The following is a 19,749-nucleotide window of genomic DNA, read 5'->3' as shown; positions in this document are numbered from 1 at the left end:
GTAAATAAATTACAAATTCAGAAAAAACAGTAAATATTGCGACGATTGGTTAGAAATATACCATTTAGAACGTCGTTTTTCGACCATCCGCAAATTCGGCGATTCGCGCTTTCGCCTCTCTGACCGAGTAGGAGTCCGCGAGCAGGCCGTCTAGGATTTCGCGGTGGACGCGGAGTTCCGCCGTCACCTCGTCGTTGTATCGGGCCATCTCGTCGAGTTGGGCGGCGACAGTGAGCGACTCGTCTGCCACTTCCTCGTGGTCTACGGCGTCTGCCGCTTCGAGGCGTTCACCCAGTTCGGTGAGCGTGGCGTCCTGCTCGGTGCGGATGGCCTCCAGTTCGTCGAGGATGGCCGCGAGGTGCTCGATGCGGTCGGTGAGCACGAGCGCGAGGTGTTCGACGTCGCCCGGTTCGATGGCGGACACGCGTCGCAGGAATTCGTCCATGTGCATTCAGGGAGGCGGGCGCACAAAAGGGCGTGGTCAGTAGTCCCAGCTCGTGTCGGCCTCTGCGAACTCAGTCTCTGCAATCTCTGCCCGCCGTCGAATGGCGCGTTCGATGAATTCGGGGGGCAGGTCGTCGATTTCGCCGGCCTGCACCCGCCAGAGGTTCGCGTACAGGTCGTCGTTGTCGATGAGTTCTGCGTGCGTGCCGCGTTCGACCACGCGCCCGTCGTCGAGGACGATGATTTCGTCGGCCTGCCGAATCGTCGAGAGGCGATGGGCGATGGCGAACGTGGTCTTCTCCGCGGCAAGCCGGTTCAGACTGCGCTGGATGAGTGCCTCCGTCTCGGTGTCGACGTGACTCGTCGCCTCGTCCAGGATGAGAATGGGCGGATCCTTGAGAATCGTCCGCGCGATGGCGATGCGCTGGCGCTGGCCGCCCGAGAGTTTCACGCCGCGCTCGCCGACCATCGTGTCGTAGCCGTCGGGAAGGTTCACGATGAACTCGTGGGCTTCCGCGCGCTTTGCGGCGTCCCGAATCTCTGCGTCCGTCGCGTCGAAGGTGCCGTAGGCGATGTTCTCCTTTACGGTTCCATAGAACAGGAAGGGGTCCTGACTGACGTAGCCGACCGCTCGACGGAGGCTCTGGGTGCTCACGTCGCGGATGTCCGTTCCGTCTATGCGGATGGCTCCCTCGGCCACGTCGTACATCCGGACGAGGAGTTTGAGCAGCGTCGATTTGCCCGCGCCGGTTGGCCCGACGACGCCGAGTAGGCGGCCACGAGCGTTCGTGAGCGATACGTCGTGTAACACGAGTTCGTCAGCCTTCGCGTAGCCAAAGGACACGTCGTCGTATTCGACGGTTCCCGCCGTGACCTCGAGGGCTGGCGCGTCGGAAGATTCCATGTGTCGGGCCGTCTCACCCATCAGGCCGAAGATGCGGGCGCTGCTCGCCTTCGCGCGCTGGTACATATTGATGATTTGCCCGAACTGCGCCATCGGCCAGATGAACTGCTGGGTGTACACCATGAACGTCACGAACTGGCCAGCCGTGAGCGTCCCCGGAAGCCCGGCCGGTGCGCCGTTCAGCACCCAGAAACCGCCGACGGCGAAGGTGAGCGCGAATCCGAGGCCGGTGATGACCCCGAGGCCGGGGAAAAAGACGATGCGCGTCGTGATGGCGTCCCAGTTCGTATCGAAGTAGTGCTGTGACGCACCTTCGACGCGTTCGACTTCGTAGGACTCTGCGTTCTCGGTCTTGATGACCTGAATCCCGCCGATGTTGTTTTCGAGTCGGCTGTTGAGTGCCCCGACGCTCGCCCGGACGGCGGCGTACTTCGGCTGGATGCGCTTTACGAACAGGTAGGTGAACACGGCGAGAAGGGGAACGGGAACGAGCGCGATGAGCGCGAGCGGCCAGTTGATGGCGAACATGATGACGCCGATGCCGAGAACCATCACGCCGATGCGCAGGGCGGAGCTAATTCCCTCGTTCAGGAACGTCTCCAGTTGGTTCACGTCGTTGTTGAGGATGGAGAGCATCTCACCGGTCTGCTTCTCGTCGAAAAAGCCCATGTCGAGCAGTTGCATCGTATCGTAGGTGTCCACGCGCAGGGCGTGTTGGACGTGCTGGGCGAAGTTGTTCCAGCCCCAGTTAGCGAGCCACTGGAAGACGGCCCCGACGACGGTGGCCACCGCGATGACGGCGATGGAGAACCAGAGCAGCCCTGTGGGGGTCCCCGGCACCCACGCCTGGGGGACGAACGGCAGGGCGTACTGGCGCTGGCTTAGAAACACGGTGTCGATGGCGAGGCCGAGGACGAACGGCGAGATGAGGCCGACGCTCCGCGAGGTAAGCGTCCCGAGCACCCCGAGAATTGCCTGTGGCACCTGCGCTCTGCCGTACTCTGCGTACAGCCGCCACATCGGGTTCGACTGTACCTGTGTGCGCAGTCGGGCGACTCGGGTGTCTGAAGCCGGCGTCTGGTCCGTCACTTACCTTTCCTAGAGGTACGGAAACGTTATCCCCTTGCCGACGGCGCAGTCCGTCGCCGTGGCTGTTCGAGAGAAAAGAAGCGTCGCAGTTTAGTCCGCGCCAGCGACTGCCTTCGATTTTGGCGGGTCGTTCAGCACGTACTGTTTGAGGAGCACGCCCGCGATAATCGCGAAGCCGACGACGTCAGTCGTCAGACCCGGCGCGATGAGGACGACGGCCCCGAGGACGAGCGCGACGCGTTCGACGTAGTTTGCCGGCATGTAGAGGTAGCCCTGCGTCCCGGCCGAAAGTGCGAGGACGCCCACGATGGCGGTCGTTGCGCCGATTGCGATTTCGGTCGTGGTCCCGATGAGCAGGAGTTGCGGCCCGAAGACGAACATGTAGGGCACGAGGAATCCTGCGGCTGCGAGATTGAGCGCCGTAAACCCGGTCTTCCACGGGTCGGACTCCGCAATCCCGCTCGCGGTGAAGACGGCGAGCATGATTGGCGGCGTGATGGCGCTGATGATGCCGAAGTAGAAGATGAACATGTGAGCCGCGAGCAGTTCGACGCCCATCGCCGTGAGGGCGGGTGCGCCGAGTGCTGCGAGGACGACGTACGCCGCCGTCGTCGGAAGCCCCATCCCGAGAATGATGGAGGTGAGCATCGTCAAGATGAGCGCGATGATAAGCACCCCGCCGGAGAGGCTCGTGATGAGCGTGCTGAATTTGAGGCCCAGCCCGGTCAGCGTGACCATGCCCACCACGAGGCCGGCGGTGGCACAGGCCGCCGCCACGGTGATGGTCATGCGCATCCCGCGTTCGAGCGCGGCGACGATGGTGTCGAGTGCGCTCCGGACGATGCGGCCGGCCGTCGCGGTGTCGCCATCTACGAGCGCGCCGACGATTTCCTTCACCCGAGCGGGCGGAATCGCGACCACCATCGTCAGCATGATGGCGTAGAACGCCGCCTTCATCGCGGAGTTCCCCTGGACGAGCATGTAGACCAGCAAGATGAGCGGCAGCAGGTAGTGTGCGCCTGTCATGAGGAGTTTGCGCGGGTTCGGCAGGTCCGACGCCGGTACGCCTTCGAGTCCCTGGCGCTTCGCGCGGAAGTGGACTGCTGCACCGATAGAGAGGAAGTAGAGCAGCGCAGGAATCGACGCCGCGGCGATGATGGTGACGTAGGAGATGCCGGTCCACGAGGACATGATGAACGCGCCCGCGCCCATCACCGGAGGCATGATTTGCCCACCGCTGGACGCCGCAGATTCGACGGCGGCGGCGTAACGTGATTTGAATCCAGTGCGCTTCATGAGCGGGATGGTGAACGCGCCAGTCGTGGCGGTGTTGGCGACGGCGCTGCCGTTTAGGCTGGCGAGAAAGCCACTGGCCATCACGGAGGTTTTCGCCGGGCCGCCGGTCGTGCGGCCGGTCGCGCCGTAGGCGAGGTCGATGAACCAGTCACCGATGCCCGTCACTTCGAGGAACGCCCCGAGGATGATGAACACGACGACGAACGTCGCGGAGACACCCAGTGGGATTCCAAAAATGCCCTCGGTCGTGAGGTAGGTGTGGGAGATGATGCGCTCGATGGAGTAGCCCCGGTGGATGATTGGCTGGGGCATGAATCGCCCGTAGTACGCGTAGACGAGGAACGACCCGGCGATGATTGGCAGGGCGCGTCCGGTCGCCCGGCGCGTGATTTCGAGGACGACGAGGATGGTGATGGCTCCGAACACGAGGTCCGCTATCACGGGGTTGCCCGACCGATCTGCGAGCGTGCCAAACTCGATGGCGTAGGCGATATAGAGCACCGACGGCACCGAGACGATGAGGAGCAACCAGTCGTACCACGGCACGCCGTCGGTATCCTTCTCGCGGCCCGGGAACAACAGGAATGCGAGGATGGTGACGAACGCGAGGTGGAGCGGCCGGTTGATGAACGCGCCGGGCGTCCCGAACCCGGCGGTGTAGATGTGGTATACGCCCGCAAGGACGGCAACCGCCATCGCGAGATAGCGGGCGAACCCGGTGACGTCTCTGGCCTTTTTCGTTTCCGCTTCGGTCTGTTCTTCGGGTGCTGATTCAGGTGTGTCTGTCATAACGTGGCTTTGGCTTTGAGATAGGCATATTCGAGATACGAAACGCGCTTCGGAGAGAGTTCGACGGTGTCCCACCGGTCTGCGTAGGCGGTGAGTGGTTTCTCTTGGTCACCGATAACTAGCGATTGGTTGGTGTACGTCGCGACGCGCAGGACAAAGGAGTCGAACTCCCGTTCCATGTGGAGGACGGTGAAGTTCCCCACTCGTTCTTGGTCGCGTTCGGTGTACTCGAGACCGATTGCATAAAACTGGAACTCCTCTCTAATCTGGACGAGTTTCCCGTCTCTGATGACGTACACCTCACGAATCGGTGTTTTATCGAACGAGTGGATGTAGTGGAGGGCGATTTCTTGCCCCGGTTCGACCCGCTCTACTCCCACCGTCTCGTCAGTTCGCGCGTCTTGAATGTGAAGCACAGTCACACTCGTCGTTGCGCCCGCACCCACGAGCAGGCTGCAGGCCACGAGGACGAAGGCGAGACGAGTGCGCATGTGTGGTCCTCAGAGTCCGGCTTCGTCGAAGTACTTCACAGAGCCGGGGTGCAGTTCGATTGGCGCGGCGCGAGCCGTGCTCTCGAACTGGTTTGCCGCCGGGTGGACGTCAGCGAGCGAATCGAGGTGCTCGAAGACCGCCTTCGTGAGTTTGTACACGAAGTCCTCGCTCATGCCGCTGCGGACGATCATCGTGTTCGTGACGCCGGGAACCTGCACTTCCTCGTCTACACCCTGATAGGTGCCCGCTGGAATCGTGCCCTTCGAGTAGTAGTCGTACTCGGAGGTAATCTGGTTTAGGTCCTCCTCTGGGAACGTCACGAAGGCGATGTCACGCTGACTCGCGAGGTTCTGAATCGAGGAGGCAGGATAGGCGACCGACCAGAAGCCGGCGTCGACCTGTCCGTCCTGAATCGCCGTCGCCGTCTCGGAAAAGGAGAGACGCTGGGCGTCAATGTCGTCGTAGGTGAGGTCGTACCAGTTCAGCAGTTCCTTCGCGATGACCTCCGTCCCGGAGCCGGGTGCACCCACGGAGATGGACTTGCCCTCCATGTCCGGGATGGTCTCGATGCCCGAGCCCTGCGTCGTGATGACCTGCGTGCTGTTCTGGTAGGCACCGAACGCCGCCTTCAGGTCGAGCGCTTCGTCGAAGTCGCCCTCGCCGTTGACCGCGAGCAAGACGGCGTTGCCGAGGGCGAGCGCCATCGTCATCTCCTCGTCAGCGACGAGACGACAGTTCTCGACGGAGGCCCCTGTGGACTCCGCCGTGGCCTCGACGTTCTCTAAGTTCTTGTTCATGATGTCTGCCATCCCGCCGCCCAGCGGGTAGTAGACACCGCCCGTGCCACCGGTGCCGATGGTGACGAACTGCGTTCCGTCGCCGCCTTCGTCACCGCTTCCGCCGGGGCCGCCCGAACAGCCGGCTATTGCGGCCGCTGCAGCCACGCCTGCGGTCGATTTCAGAAAACGACGGCGGTCGATACCGTGTTTGGAATTACCACGAACCATATCCGAGAACCCTGATAGATAATAATAAATGCACCGAATCTCTTGGTATATAATGATTCTTGTTATGTGATGCACTCTCACGATGGAGGGGGTCTGGCTGCCAATTTCAGCCCCGAACTCTGAAATTTAAATATTGCCTCGAAATTCTGAACTAATATCGGTTGATAGCCACGTATCGCGTTACAATCGAGCCGAATCCAATTCCACATGTGTAAATTAAAAACCAAAATGACCGAACAATAGCTTGCCGGCAGTTCCGGTTCCAGCAAAAACCCCCGAGACCGCCACTCGTCGGCCTTTGCCTACCGCACCTCGCTTTCGAGCACGCCGACCGGGTCTACCTCTGCCCGGACGCTGTCACCGGGTTCGATGACGCCTGCACCGGGCGTGCCCGTGCTAATAACGTCGCCCGGTTCGAACGTCATGACCTGCGAGTGGAAGGAGACGAGTTCCGGCGGCTCGAACAACATTCCTTCGAGCGTGTTCTCGGCGATAACCTCGTCGTTTACGACGGTGCGAACGGCCACGGAGTCCAAGAATTCGGTCGGTGAGTCGGGGACCGCAATCCACGGTCCGGCCACGAGGAACGTGTCGAAGCTTTTCGCCCGCGTGAGAAATCGCGGGTTCTTCTCCAAGACATCTTCCGCGGTCATGTCGATGATGGGGACGAATCCGGCGACGACGTCGTCGAACTCGTCTTCGTCGACGTGCGAGAAGGTGCGACCCATAACGACGCCAAGCTCGGCTTCGGCGGTCACGCGATTCGTAATCTCGGGGTCGGGGAGGCGAATCGGGCCACCGGGTCCGGTCGCCGTGCTCGGCGGCTTGACGAAACTTGCGGGTTCCTCCGGGCGCACCTCGTGAAGGTCTGCGGCATGGTCTGCGTAGTTGAGGCCGATTCCCCAGAGCTTTTTCACCGGCGCGAGCGGCAGGCCAAAGGTGATGTCTTCGGCGGGGATGCGGGCCGCCCGCGCGTCACCGGGTGCGGGGAGGCCTTCGGGCGCGCGTCGGAGCGCATCGCCCATGGTTTGAAGCGACGAGTCCGCCGCTGCAAGCGGGACGAACCCCTCGTCGTCGCCGAGCAGTACCGTGCCGTCGGCGCTGCGTGCGAGATACCGCATCTATTCCTCCCGGTCCGTCCAGAAGTCGAAGCCACGGCCCGGCGCGAACACGTCGAGGCCGATGGCCAGTTCGTCCCCCGTGTTCTCGACGCGGTGGGACTCCCACGCGTCCAGCCAGACGGAGTCGTACTGACTGAGAGTGACCTCGTCGTCGTCGGTGTAGATAGAGAGTTCGCCCTTGAGCACGAGACAGACCTGTTCGTTCTCGTGGTCGTGCATGGGCGAGGAGTGGCCCGGTGGCTTCTCGAACCACTCGAAGGTGAACTTCTCGCTGCCCGCCAGCGATACCCGTCGCCACCCGTCCTCCGGTTCGTACGTTTCTGCTTCGTCGAAATCGACTGGTTCCATGGGCATTTGTCACGAGGCACAGACATTAGTGTAGCGATACCCTGTACCACACTCCGCAAAAAATCGAAGGACGGGACTCTTAGAGGTTCGAGTTGCCGAGGCCGCCGTCGATTGGAAGCGCCGTCCCGTTGATGTACCCCGAGAGCGGCGAGGAGAGGTAGGCGACGGTGTCGCCGAGTTCCATTGGCTTGCCGATACGCGTGAGCGGGTTCGATTCACCGCGTGCCGCGAGTCCCTCCTCGTAAGAATCGTATTCGCCGCGGTCTACGCCCTGCTCGATGAGTTCGCGGATGCGTCGAGTCTCGTGTGGCCCCGGCAGGACGGCGTTCACGCGCACGTCGGGGGCGAGTTCGGTCGAGAGCGTCTTCTCCAAGCCGATGACGCTCATGCGCACCGAATTCGAGAGCACGAGCGACGGAATCGCCTCTTTCACGCTTCGGGAGGTGATGTTCACGATGGTGCCGCCGTCGCCCGCCGCGAGGGGGTCTGCGGCCTCACGAACGAGGCGGACGACGCTCATCACGAGCAGGTCGAAGGCGTCGTACCAATCCTCGTCGGTGGTCTCGAGGAACGGTCCGGACGGTGGACCGCCCGCGGACGTGACGAGGTGGTCGAGGCCGCCGAATTCGTCCACGGTCGTCTGGACGAGATTCTCGATGTCGTCAGGTTCCGTGAGGTCTGCTGTGACGCCGACGACCTCGCCGGTTGCGACTTCGCGTACCTCTTCGACCGCTTCGTCGAGTGATTCCTGTGAGCGCCCGTTCATGACGACGTTCGCGCCTTCGCGTGCCAGTGCCTTCGCGGACGCTTTGCCGAGCCCGCTGCTCGATGCCGTGACGAGGGCCGAGTTACCCGAAATCTGTAGGTCCATGTGTGACAAACCCTCCCCCTCGCACTTAGGTATTGAGAAAGCGACGAACCACGAGACGGCTGAATTTGCCGAGAAATCCCCATCGAAATAGTTTAACGCAGAATTTCCGATTGGTCTAGTACGACTATGTTAGATTTCGTCTCACTCGAAGCAGACCTCTCATCAGAGGAGCGGATGGTCCGAGACACCGCCCGCAAATTCGTCGACGAGCAGGTCAAACCGGACATCGGCGAACACTACATCAACGGGACGTTCCCGACGGAACTCATCTCGGAACTGGGGGAACTGGGCTTTTTCGCGCCGAACCTGGAGGGGTACGGGCTTCCGGGCATCAGCGAGACGGCCTACGGCCTCCTGATGCAGGAACTCGAAGCCGGTGACTCCGGGCTTCGCTCGATGGCCAGCGTCCAGGGCGCGCTCGTCATGTATCCCATCCACGCGTACGGGAGCGACGAGCAGAAAGAGAAGTGGCTGCCCGACATGGGCACGGGCGAAGCCATCGGCTGTTTCGGCCTCACCGAACCACAGCACGGTTCGAACCCGACGGCGATGGAGACCTACGCCGAGAAAGACGGTGACGAGTACGTCCTGAACGGCGCGAAAACCTGGATTACGAACTCGCCTATCGCAGACGTGGCCGTTGTCTGGGCACGTGACCGCTCGGCCGAGGATACACCGGTTCGCGGCTTCCTCGTCGAGACCGACCGCGACGGCGTCTCCACGAACAAAATCGACGAGAAACTCTCGCTTCGCGCGTCCATTACGGGCGAAATCGGCCTGAGCGACGTGCGCATCCCCGAAGACAACGTCCTTCCTGGCGTCGAAGGCATGAAGGGCCCACTCTCCTGTCTCACGCAGGCGCGCTACGGCATCGCCTGGGGCGCAATCGGCGCGGCCCGCGACTGCTTCGAAACGGCTCGCCAGTACGCCATCGACCGCGACCAGTTCGGCGGTCCAATCGCCCGCTTCCAGCTCCAACAGGAGAAACTCGCGGAGATGGCCACCCAGATTACGACGGCTCAACTGCTCGCCTTCCGCCTCGCGGAACTCAAAGAGCGCGGCGACCTGCGACCACAACACGTCTCGATGGCCAAGCGCAACAACGTCCGCATGGCGCGTGACCAGTCGCGTATCGCCCGCGAGATGCTCGGTGGCAATGGCATCACCGCCGACTACTCGCCGATGCGCCACATGGCCAACATGGAGACGGTGTACACCTACGAGGGCACCCACGACATCCACACCCTCATCCTCGGTCACGACCTGACTGGCATCCCGGCCTACGAGTAATCGACCATGGTTGGCGAAGCGAAAAAGCCGGAGACGAACACCGGCCCGCTCGACGGCGTGACCGTCCTGGACGCCTCGCGCGTCCTCGTCGGCCCGTTTTGCACGATGCAACTGGGCGACCTCGGCGCGGACGTCATCAAAGTCGAACGCCCCGACGGCGGCGACCAGACCCGTGGGTGGCACCCACCGACCTACGGCGATTCCGAGGAGAGTGCCTACTATCTGAGCGTCAACCGCAACAAACGCTCGATGACGCTCAACCTCGCCAGCGAAGCAGGGCGTGAACTGTTTCGTGACCTGGCGAGTGAGGCAGACATCGTCGTGGCCAACTTCCGCGTGGGCAAGATGGAAGACTGGGGTCTCGATTACAAATCACTGCGCGAGGAGAATCCCGGCCTCGTCTACTGTGCCCTCTCTGGCTATGGCGAGTGGGGCCCGGACCGCGACCGCCCGGCCTACGATCTCATCATGCAGGCGGAAGGCGGCATGATGAGCATCACCGGCGAGGAAGACGGCGCACCAGTGCGTGTTGGCGTCGCCATCGCCGACATCGGCGCGGGGATGTACGCGACACAAGCCATCCTCGCGGCGCTCCTCGAACGCGAACTCGGCGACGGCACGGGCCAGAAAATCGACGTCTCGCTGCTCGACGGGCAGGTGGCGTGGATGAGCTATATGGCCTCGAACTACTTCGCGACGGGAACGCCTCCCGGGCGGATGGGGAGCAAGCACCCGACCATCGCGCCGTACCAGGCGTTCCCGACGAAAGACGGCTACGTCGTCATCGCCGTCCCTTCGCCGAACCTGTGGCCGAAATTCTGTGCCGCAATCGACCGCGAGGACCTGGTGGACGACGACCGATTCCACGACAACGCCGCGCGGGTCGAGAACCGAGAGACGCTCGACGCGCTCTTAGAGGAGGAGTTTGCCCAGTTTACGACCCAGGAAGTCCTCGACACGATGGACGAATTCGGCGTCCCGGCAAGCGACGTAAAGGACATGGAGGACGTCTTCGACAACCCACAGGTCGAAGCCCGCGGGATGCGCCAGTCGGTGGCCCACCCGACGGCAGGCAACGTGGAAATGGCCGGCAGTCCGATGCACCTCTCGAAGACGCCCACGAGCGTCCGCGACCACCCGCCGCTGCTCGGTGAGCACACCGCAGAAATTCTCGAGGAATACGGTTACACCGAAGCAGACATCGAACGGCTCGAAGCCGACGGCATCATCTGAGCGAAAAAGTTGTCTCGATTTTCTTCACGCGCGCAGTGTAGACAGTAAAGGGAGGCCTACTCCATCGCGATGGTAAAGCCCCAGCGATCCTGTTTTTGTTCTTCTCCCGTCTCGTTCATCACGGTGTAAGTGGTCTCGAAGTCGAACGTGCCGACCGGTAGACAGCCATCGCCGCCCTTGAGCGCGTAGACGTCTAGTTTCTCCGTGACGGTTTTTCCAGCTTCGATGGTTCGAATCCGGTACTCTTCGGTGATTGCGATACCGTCGGTGAGTCGCCAGCATCCCTTCTTCGTCGGGTACGCTTCGCCCGCGGGGAGCAACTGGAGCTGTTCGCGGTCGTCGATGGCGTACTGGAAGAAGATGGCGCGTCCTTCGCCCACGTTCACAGGCTGTTCGGACGTGTTCGTAATCGACACTTCGAGTTGCGGCGGTGCGTCGTCCGTCGCCGCTTCGTTCGTGACGGTCACGGCTACCTCCAGTGGGAGGGACGGCTGTTCGTCGGTGTGAACCACCGTGACGCCGGGGCCGCCGGTTCCCGCTGGACGGGTGCCACCTGCCGGGTCGCCCGATTGGTTGCCGGGGTCGAGCAGCGAATCGTTCGTCGTGTTGTTGCCGGGTTCTGTCGTATCGTCCCCTGGCTCTGTCGTGTCGTTGTCGGCTGGTTCGCCGCTATCTGCGATACAGCCGGCGAGCAGGCCTACGGCCGTGAGTCCGCCCACTCTGAGCAGCGAGCGTCGTGTTGGGGACATGGCCTAACCTTTCGCGGTTCGGACATTAACTGTCGCGTAGTCTCAAATCGCTATTTGTCATACCCGTGGCTGGTTCCCGACCAGTACTGTTTTGAGACCCCAGCCGATGGTACGTGTATGTTACACGCACGCGGGCCGCTGTGTACCGTCGATGTCGGTGCGCAGTCGATTACAGAGACGAACATCGACGCGATACTGGAGCAATTCATCGGCGGGCGAGGACTCGCGACTCGGCTCGCCCACGAGCGGACGCCGTTCGACGCGGACCCACTCGGACCGGAGAATCGACTCTACTTCACATCCGGGCCGATGCAGACCTCCCAGATGAGTTTCACCGGGCGTATGAACGCCACCGCCATCTCGCCGCTTACAGACGGACTGCTCTCCTCTAACGCGGGCGGGTTCGTCTCGCGAAACTTCGGCGCGACGGGCTACAGCGCACTCGAAATCGTCGGCGAGAGCGACGAACTGGTCGCCCTCCACGTCACCGACGAAGGGGTAACTTTCGAGGAAGTGTCCGAACTGAAAGGCGCAACCGTCAGCGAGACGGACGCTTACATGAAAGCGACCCACGACCTCGGCGAGGACCAACTCGTCGTCGCTGGCCCAGCTGGAGAGAATCAGGTTCGCTTCGCTTGCATCATGACCTCGGAGAGCCGGGCATTCGGGCGCGGCGGTCTCGGCGCGGTCATGGGCGCGAAAAACGTGAAAGCCATCAGTTTCGACGGTGACTCCACCCCGGCTATCGACATCCCGGCGACCCAGATGGACATCCACCGCGAGGCGGCGACGAGCGACAACATCATGAAACGCCAGGGCACGACCAGCGTGACCGACCTCGCGAACGAAGTCGGCGCGTTCCCGACGAAGTACTTCGCCGAGACCTCATTCGAGGGAGCCGCCGGCATCAACGGCGACGCCGTCGAATCGAAGAAGTACAAGAAGGGCACCTGTTCTGCGTGCGCCTTTGCGTGCAAACTCCCGACCAAAGACGAAGCGTCTGGCGTCGAAACCGAAGGGCCGGAGTTCGAGACGGTGATGGCGTTCGGGTCGAACGCCCTCGTAGACGACATCGTGGACGTGATGAAGTCGAACGAACTGTGCGACGAGTACGGTCTCGACACCATCTCGTGTGGGGATGCCGTCTCTGCCTACCTCGCGGCGAACGACGAGTTCGGCAACGTCGACCTCATCCACGAACTGGTCGAGAAAATCGCCTACCGCGAGGGTGACGGAGACCTCCTCGCCGAGGGCATCGCCCGGTTCCACGAGGAACTCGGCGTCGAAAACTGGACTGTAAAGGACATGGAATTCCCCGCTCACGACGGGCGCACCCTGAACGGTCAGGGCCTCTCTTTCGCGGTCGCAAACCGTGGGGCAGACCACATGTACGCGACGTTCTACTCGCTCGAATACCCGCTCGTGTCCCCGAAGGATGCGTTCCCACCTGAGGGCTTCGAGGGCAAACCGAAGGTGCTCGTCGAGAAAGAAAACCAGATGGCGATAAACGACAGCGGCATCGTCTGTAAGTTCTCGCGCGGGTCGATGACCCCGGAACGCTACGAACTGCTCTTCGGCGCGGACTACGACGACCTCCTCGCCGTTGGCGGGCGCATCGTGGCCCTCGAACGCCACTTCAACAACAAGCGCGGGTTCGGCCGCGCAGACGACACGCTCCCCTACGATTTAGATGGGTTCGACGACGCACTGACCGAGTACTACGAACTTCGGGGCTGGGCAGACGACGGCACCGTAACAGACGACTCGGTCGCCGAGTTCGCAACCTAAATCGCCCTCGAAGCGTGCGTTTTTGTAGCCACTGACCAAGACCAAGATACGATGACCGACTCATTCGCAGACACGCTTCCGAACAACCCAGTCCCGGCGAGTCTCGCAAACGACATCGAAGCCCTGGACGGCGTTGAGCAGTGCGTCGCCGTCCGCGGACATTACGAAGGTGAGGAACTCGCCTACCAGTTGCTCGTCAACATCGTCGGGCGCGGTGTGCTCGCCGTCCACTTCGCCGAAGACGATGGCTGGCGAGTGGTGTACGATTCTGCCAGGGAGGACTCCGAAGAAACCGACGACGAGACGGTCTATCGCCACGCCCACGACGCCCTGTACCGACTCGCCCCTGAAGACCCAGACTCGAATCACTACGAGACGACGCCACCCGAGTGGGCACCCCCCGAGGAACGGTAGTCAGGGCTGTTCGAAATCGTCTAACCAACCCTGCACGGCTCCTTTGAGCGCCCCCGTGGTGCTGCCGACGTTGATGAGTTGATACCCGTCTTTCGCCTTCTCGTTTACGTCGTCCATTCCGAATCCGAGGCCGCCGAGCGGGACGCCTGCCTCGACTGCTGCCGCCCGAATCGTCTCGACTGCCTCCGTGACTTCGTCGTGATTCACTTCACCGGGGTGTCCGAGTGCGACCGAGAGGTCGAGGGGCCCCGCGAAGACGAACCCGAGTTCCGGGACGGCGAGAATCTCCGCTATGTTCTCGACCGCTTCGCGGGTTTCGATGGTCACGCCGATGACCGTCTCTGCATCTTCGCCGCCGACGTAATCCTCCGCGAGTCCCCAGCGGGCCGCTCGTGGGTTCGCGAGACCCCGCTCACCGACCCCGTGGTCGTAACGGAATCGAGTTGCTTCGACTGCCTGCTCGACTTCTTCGGGAGTCTTCACGCGCGAGAGAAACAGGTTTCGAGCACCGACGTCGAGTGCCTTCCTGATGAGACCAGGTTCGGTCGAGGGGAGACGAACGAGCAATTCGGTATCGACGAGTTCTGCGGCGCGAAGCAACCCTTCGAGGCGCTCACCGTCCCACGGACTCGGGCCGCCGTGTTCTAAATCGATCCAGACGAAGTCCATCCCCAGTTCCCCGTAGAACTCGACGAGTGTCGGACTGTACGTGTTGTCGAGGACGCCGAGTGCGACGTCGCCGTCTGTCAGCATTCGCCGAAGTGAGTTTTGTTGCAGATTCGCCATACGACATCTTGGCGAGCCAACGGGAAAACTGTACGTCAGTAACGGACAGCACTATCGCTCACGAACGTTGAATCCCCCGGGCGTAAGGTTGCCCGAGGCCGTCTGTTGGTATCCTACGTCAACAGACGAGTGGCGATTCGGCCCTGATTGGTAAGTACCTGTGGAAAGCCGCCCGTCGATACTGAAATGAGAGAAGTCCCCGCGCAGTGGAATATTGTGATTGTTCCATGGGAGCCTCCCGAGTGATCTGACAACAACGTCAGTTGGGCGTGGATAAGCTCCGGACGCATCGCGTACCACCAGGGAATGCCATCAACCGATTTGAGTGGTCTTGGGACTCCGTGACCCGACGGCGATTTTTCTGAGGGATATTCGTGGATGTGGCCACTATACGAGTCATTTCGGACGAAGCCCAGGACCCAACATTCTGTATAGCAATATGCAGTATATATCTCTGATTTCGAACACCGAATTCACTCACCGGGTAAAAAATTTTGTCGCAGAAACGGCGAAAACCGGCACATTGGTGAATCGCGGTTAGTGGTTCGACCAGCTGCGACTCCGAGAGGGTCTCAATGGGCATGTGTCTCCATCTTCCCACATTAGCCTGCAATTCGTTCCGCGACAGCCGCAGACAGCCTGTGTGGCCTGCTGTAGGATTCGTGAACTCGAATGCATCCACGGTCGGAAATCCTGCTCCGTTGCTATGGTGGCGGTGCTGTGAAGGCTATTTTTCGGCCCACTGGTGATGGATGGGCGTGATTTCAGAGAGGATGGCCCAGATTTCGGCGGCGGACCTCGTGACGAGTTGCAGGTATCCCAGGGGGTTTGTCCAAGCCATTGCTGGTACTGGAGGTCCAGGCATCTACCAGCCATCCCACCTGCCCAGGGACTTGCTCTGCGTGCGTGTAGGGCTCTCAGCGGAACGGTGGGAGAAACCAAGACCGTGACGGGCTGGGCCGGTGCAGACGCGTCGTGGGTACCCTCAGCACTCCACAGAGAAGACGAGCAGTGGGGGCGAACCATCTTTGGTAATGCAACGGAGGACCGGCGATACCAACGTGAGAGATACCAACTGCGCATCCTGATTCCTCGGCGACGGTCCACCGGGCTCGACGATCGGCCGCGGCGAGTGAGTTACTCGTGATACTCAGTTGAGTTTCGTTACCCGATTGGTTCACGACATCTTCTCCACACCGCAACCCATGCTAACACATCATACCCTTGGTCCAATTTTCTACACCAACGAATTTCCAGTTGCATCGAACGCATTGGGTCGGTTGTAGAAGAACAGAATATGCACTGACCACCAAATCTAGAACCCACTTTTCGACGCGTTACTCCGGGGGTCCACACGTCCAGAATAGGGGTCCTCTCTACGTCCTCGATTTCGACTGTTTTGCGCGCAACTCGGCAAATTGTTCCCCCGAATTGACCGTGCAACTGGACCTCCAAATTAATCTCAAAGTTTGGAGAGGTTGCCGTATTTTTGGGACGAATTTTCTACGTTCACTGCAGCCAGATTGGCTCCTTACGTTCGAATTCAACAGGCTCGGCTCGAGGTTGCGTTGGCCCGCTGCTACCCGCCCATGTTAGGGAGAAAATGGCGTCTCTAAAACGTTCGATTTGGAGGTCGAAAATCGGCACATTTCGTCAACGTTCGGGCGGAAATCTATGCCGATAATTCCGATTTTTGATACAGTAAGTTTACTGACTGCAGACCCATTTTTGGACGATTATTGAGGTGATGGAAGCACAGAGTTCCACCCTCGAGCGTATTCTGTCGTTTCAATTCCGACACGAGTGGTGGGATTTTAGCAATATATGTGGGACTAAACGGGCGATTTTACGGTACTAAATTTAGTGATTATATGGGTTTGGCACGGCTATTTGAGTCCCGAATATCTGGATAAGGTCTCTTATCGAGTAATATGGGGATACACTGATGAGGGTGGCCTGAGTGTTCAGAAACAATGACTGATGACGAGGTGAACACTGAACGGACGGTGGTCAAAGCGTATCTGCCGGCCTACCAGAAAGAAATTTGGCAAGAACACGCGGCGGAATTAGGCATGAGCCAGAGTGAGTACGTCAGGACCATGGTTCAGGCGGGGAGACGAGGGTTCGAATCCGGCCCTTCGGAAGCCCGTTCTGCACCCGCGAACCCCGGGGGTGATGGCCTCGAAACACGCATCCTCTCGTTGCTTCAAAACGGGCAATATTTGTCGTGGGACGAGCTGGTCGAAGAACTGTCGGGTTCCTTCGATGACCGTCTCGAATCGGCTCTCGATACCCTCCAGCAAGCCAATCAAATCCAGTACTCCGGTCGCCACGGCGGATACACCGTTTCCGGAGGGATGAATGGCGGCCAGTGACAAGGCCGACGCGGCCGAAGACCCGGTGGGCTACTTCCTCCAGGATATGGTCTATCACGGGAAGAGCGAACGGACGAGAGACGCCTACGAGCGCGTCTTGCGGGAGTTCGAGGCATTTCTCGCAGACGCAGACAGCAATCCACGCGGTGCGTCGATTACGCCCGGAGAGGCGGGCCAACGAGATTGCATGGCGTGGGTCCACACCATGCGGGGCCGGCTCGCAGAGAGTACCGTCGCCACCTACGCCTCCTACCTCCACCGGTTTTATGCCTACATGACGCAGGTCGGCGTCTTCGATTCGAACCCGATGACACTCGTTCGTGAGGAGATGGACGAACGCATCAATAAGGACCCAACTCGCCGAGAGATTTCGCTTCCAGCGATGCGCGAATTCGTGGGCGGACTCGGCCATCCGCTCGAACAAGCAATCGTCATCACGTTCCTCAAAACCGGCATGCGTGTCGGCGAACTCTGTAACTTGGATTTACAGGACGTAAACCTCGCAGACGAGTGGGTGAATTCTGCGTACGACGGGCCGCTCAGGGTGGCGATCGAGGGGCGTCCGAACTCGATTTTCGTCGCCAGCGAGCCAGCGCGGGGCCTCGTGGTGAATGGCGAACACCGGACAGCCTCGAACAAACGTAAACGCGATACGGTGATACCAATCGACGGTGAGTTACGCCGGGTTCTCAAGCGATGGCTTGGGATTCGCCCGGATGCGGCGTCTTCGGCCAAACCGCTGTTCGTGAGTACCGGCGACGAGTGGGGACAGCGAGTGACTCCCGAGATGGTGCGATCGATGGTGAAAACCCACGCCCGAGACGCCGGTTGGTACCGTTCTGGTGGCGGCGCAGAAGAGAACGTCACGCCCCACTACTTCAGACACTATTTCACCACCCATCTTCGGGATGCCACAGGGGAGCGAGGGGTCGTGAAGTACCTTCGTGGGGACGTCGCAGAGGACATCATCGACACTTACACGCACAACTGGGGCGACCGTGTTCGTGAGGTGTACGAGGCAAACATCTACTCGATTCTCGAATAAATCTGTTTGGCGTTCTCTGTTCAACTCCAGACGAATAAACTATATGTTGCTATATTGAATCTGACGCGAGAATTCGCTGTAGAACTTCGAAAATCCCCCATCGTTTCAGGACCGTTGGGTAGCTCATTGAGGTTGGGTCAACTTTTGTAGGGGACATCATGTCGTGGTTCAATTAACTGTCGCTTCTGGTGAAAATCCGTAGCAGGACGTCGATTCAGAACGAATTAGACTAGTCTAAACAAAATGTTTAGCGAAAACTTCTATACGCTTCGAGACAGATGTGTATGGTAATTAGCAGCTTACCATGTCTCAACAGTATGGAATACATTCGTTCCCGGCGGCTTCTGGGGCGAACGCTCTCGGTGCGGTTCTGACTGGCGAGAGCCGCGACACGGGGGTGTCACCCGCGTGACACTCCTTCAGTCGGCGAACAGGCTCCTCGATACGGTCAATCTCAGCGTAAGCGAACTGTGGGAGATGTTCATCTTCTCCGTCCGTGACGGCTTCGTGCAGGTGAGTGCCTTCGTCGCCATCACCGTCCTGCTGTTCGGCTACCTCCAGTACCGAACCGGCGGTCGCCTCATCACGCTCCTCGAAAACAATAGGCGACTGCAACCGGTTGCTGGTGCACTCCTCGGGCTGACACCTGGATGTGGCGGCGCGATTATCGCCATGCCGCTGTACGTCCGCGGAACGATTAGCTTCGGGACGGTCGTCGCGACGCTCGCGGCTACGGCCGGTGACGCCGCGTTCGTCATCATCGCGCTCGCACCCGAAGCGGCACTGTACGCTTACGGTATCGCGTTCGTCGCGGCGATCCTGTTCGGCTACGCTGTGGACCTGTGGGGGCTCGGTATCAGCCGCGTCGACCACGCGGTCGACCAGCTCAGCCGACCGCACACTGACGGCGGGTTCGCGTCGAATCGTACGTCAGCGAGTGAATTAGCTGCATGTGACCTGACCCACGAGACGAAAGATGGCCCCCTGGCAACCCTTAGTCACGGCGTTCACGTCGTCTGGTGGGTGGTCGCTGTCGCTGGCCTCGTCGCGGGCGTGCTGTACCTGGCACGGGGTGCACCAGACGTCCCAATGCAGTTCGCTCCCTCGTTCTTCGGGTTGTTCACCGTCGCCGGTATCACTGGTACTTTGTTGTCGTTCTACCTCCATTTCATCGGTCGTACATGGACATGGGCGGTGCGGGCCGCATTCGCGAGCACTTCTCGAACGCCTACGAGACGTTCCAGCACGCGGCACTGGAGACGAGCATGGTAACCGTCTGGGTCATCAGTGCGTACCTCATCTACGAATACGGCATTGCCATCCTCGCCGTCGACATCCAGGAGCTTGCGGCTGCCGCTGGCGTCCTCGCCCGATTGCTGGTGCGGCACTCGGCCTCATCCCGGGGTGTGCGCCACAAATCGTCTTCGCCGGCCTCTACGCAGAGGGTGCAATCCCCTTCTCGGCACTGACTGCCAACGCTATTAGCCAGGATGGGGACGCGCTGTTCCCACTGCTGGCAATCGACAAGAAGGCAGCAATCCTCGCGACCATCTACACGACGATTCCGGCGCTCATTACGGGCGTCCTCGTGTACTACTTCTGGCCGTTCGCAGACTTCGGGTTCGGAGTCCTCTGACTGAATTAAACGCCTTACTTCGACGCGCGACAACCTTATCCGCTTCAACTGCCTATTTATTTCGAGTGTTTT

At 60.6% G+C, this 19,749-nt stretch carries 16 protein-coding genes and 1 pseudogene; 7 read left to right on the top strand and 10 right to left on the bottom strand.

Going from position 1 to position 19,749, the window contains the following annotated elements:
* Positions 1-64 precede the first annotated feature (64 nt).
* The 8 genes from P1M51_RS06890 to P1M51_RS06855 form a co-directional block, all read right to left on the bottom strand.
* A complete protein-coding gene (locus P1M51_RS06890) occupies positions 65-445 on the bottom strand; it encodes a hypothetical protein (protein ID WP_276247445.1) in 381 nt (126 codons plus the stop codon).
* A gap of 36 nt (positions 446-481) precedes the next feature.
* Positions 482-2,368, bottom strand: a complete 1,887-nt coding sequence (locus tag P1M51_RS06885) for an ABC transporter ATP-binding protein (RefSeq protein WP_276274993.1) — start codon at positions 2,366-2,368, stop codon at positions 482-484.
* 159 nt (positions 2,369-2,527) lie between these two features.
* Positions 2,528-4,522, bottom strand: a complete 1,995-nt coding sequence (locus P1M51_RS06880) for a TRAP transporter permease (RefSeq protein WP_276247444.1) — start codon at positions 4,520-4,522, stop codon at positions 2,528-2,530.
* Complete coding sequence (locus tag P1M51_RS06875) at positions 4,519-5,013, bottom strand: DUF1850 domain-containing protein (protein WP_276247443.1); 495 nt, start codon at positions 5,011-5,013, stop codon at positions 4,519-4,521. Before P1M51_RS06875 ends, P1M51_RS06880 begins: the two co-directional genes overlap by 4 nt.
* A gap of 9 nt (positions 5,014-5,022) precedes the next feature.
* On the bottom strand, positions 5,023-6,021 hold the full coding sequence (locus tag P1M51_RS06870) for a TAXI family TRAP transporter solute-binding subunit (RefSeq protein WP_276247442.1): 999 nt from the start codon (positions 6,019-6,021) through the stop codon (positions 5,023-5,025).
* 302 nt (positions 6,022-6,323) lie between these two features.
* Complete coding sequence (locus P1M51_RS06865; RefSeq protein WP_276274921.1) at positions 6,324-7,142, bottom strand: fumarylacetoacetate hydrolase family protein; 819 nt, start codon at positions 7,140-7,142, stop codon at positions 6,324-6,326.
* A complete protein-coding gene (locus P1M51_RS06860) occupies positions 7,143-7,490 on the bottom strand; it encodes a cupin domain-containing protein (RefSeq protein ID WP_276274920.1) in 348 nt (115 codons plus the stop codon). It abuts the gene before it with no gap.
* Positions 7,491-7,569: 79 nt separating this feature from the next.
* Positions 7,570-8,361 carry an SDR family oxidoreductase gene (locus tag P1M51_RS06855; RefSeq protein WP_276274919.1) on the bottom strand — a complete coding sequence of 264 codons (792 nt, stop codon included), beginning with the start codon at positions 8,359-8,361 and terminating at the stop codon, positions 7,570-7,572.
* A 126-nt stretch (positions 8,362-8,487) separates the two neighbouring features.
* Between P1M51_RS06855 and P1M51_RS06850 the strand changes: the two genes are divergently transcribed.
* Positions 8,488-9,651, top strand: a complete 1,164-nt coding sequence (locus P1M51_RS06850) for an acyl-CoA dehydrogenase family protein (protein WP_276247438.1) — start codon at positions 8,488-8,490, stop codon at positions 9,649-9,651.
* A 6-nt stretch (positions 9,652-9,657) separates the two neighbouring features.
* A complete protein-coding gene (locus tag P1M51_RS06845; protein WP_276247437.1) occupies positions 9,658-10,884 on the top strand; it encodes a CaiB/BaiF CoA-transferase family protein in 1,227 nt (408 codons plus the stop codon).
* Between the two features lie 56 nt (positions 10,885-10,940).
* Here the strand turns inward: P1M51_RS06845 and P1M51_RS06840 are convergent, their stop codons facing one another.
* Positions 10,941-11,633: a hypothetical protein gene (locus tag P1M51_RS06840; RefSeq protein WP_276274918.1), complete on the bottom strand. Its 693-nt coding sequence runs from the start codon at positions 11,631-11,633 to the stop codon at positions 10,941-10,943.
* 117 nt (positions 11,634-11,750) lie between these two features.
* Here P1M51_RS06840 and P1M51_RS06835 point away from each other — a divergent pair, with 117 nt between their 5' ends.
* Positions 11,751-13,421, top strand: coding sequence for an aldehyde ferredoxin oxidoreductase family protein (locus P1M51_RS06835; RefSeq protein WP_276274917.1), 1,671 nt, complete (start codon positions 11,751-11,753; stop codon positions 13,419-13,421).
* A gap of 51 nt (positions 13,422-13,472) precedes the next feature.
* Entirely contained in the window at positions 13,473-13,835 is a 363-nt protein-coding gene (locus tag P1M51_RS06830; protein WP_276247434.1) for a hypothetical protein, read from the top strand.
* On the opposite strand, the gene P1M51_RS06825 is transcribed toward P1M51_RS06830, so the two are convergent.
* Positions 13,836-14,621: an HpcH/HpaI aldolase/citrate lyase family protein gene (locus tag P1M51_RS06825; protein WP_276274916.1), complete on the bottom strand. Its 786-nt coding sequence runs from the start codon at positions 14,619-14,621 to the stop codon at positions 13,836-13,838.
* 1,973 nt (positions 14,622-16,594) lie between these two features.
* Here P1M51_RS06825 and P1M51_RS06820 point away from each other — a divergent pair.
* The 3 genes and pseudogenes from P1M51_RS06820 (at position 16,595) to P1M51_RS06810 (ending at position 19,677) form a co-directional block, all read left to right on the top strand.
* On the top strand, positions 16,595-16,996 hold the full coding sequence (locus tag P1M51_RS06820) for a DUF5805 domain-containing protein (RefSeq protein ID WP_276247432.1): 402 nt from the start codon (positions 16,595-16,597) through the stop codon (positions 16,994-16,996).
* Positions 16,983-18,041, top strand: coding sequence for a tyrosine-type recombinase/integrase (locus P1M51_RS06815; protein WP_276274915.1), 1,059 nt, complete (start codon positions 16,983-16,985; stop codon positions 18,039-18,041). Before P1M51_RS06820 ends, P1M51_RS06815 begins: the two co-directional genes overlap by 14 nt.
* 477 nt (positions 18,042-18,518) lie before the next feature.
* Positions 18,519-19,677, top strand: a pseudogene (locus P1M51_RS06810) (putative manganese transporter).
* Positions 19,678-19,749 lie beyond the last annotated feature (72 nt).

Source organism: Haladaptatus sp. QDMS2 (assembly GCF_029338295.1).
Taxonomy (GTDB): Archaea; Halobacteriota; Halobacteria; order Halobacteriales; family Halococcaceae; genus QDMS2.
This window is presented reverse-complemented; position numbering and strand designations above follow the sequence as displayed.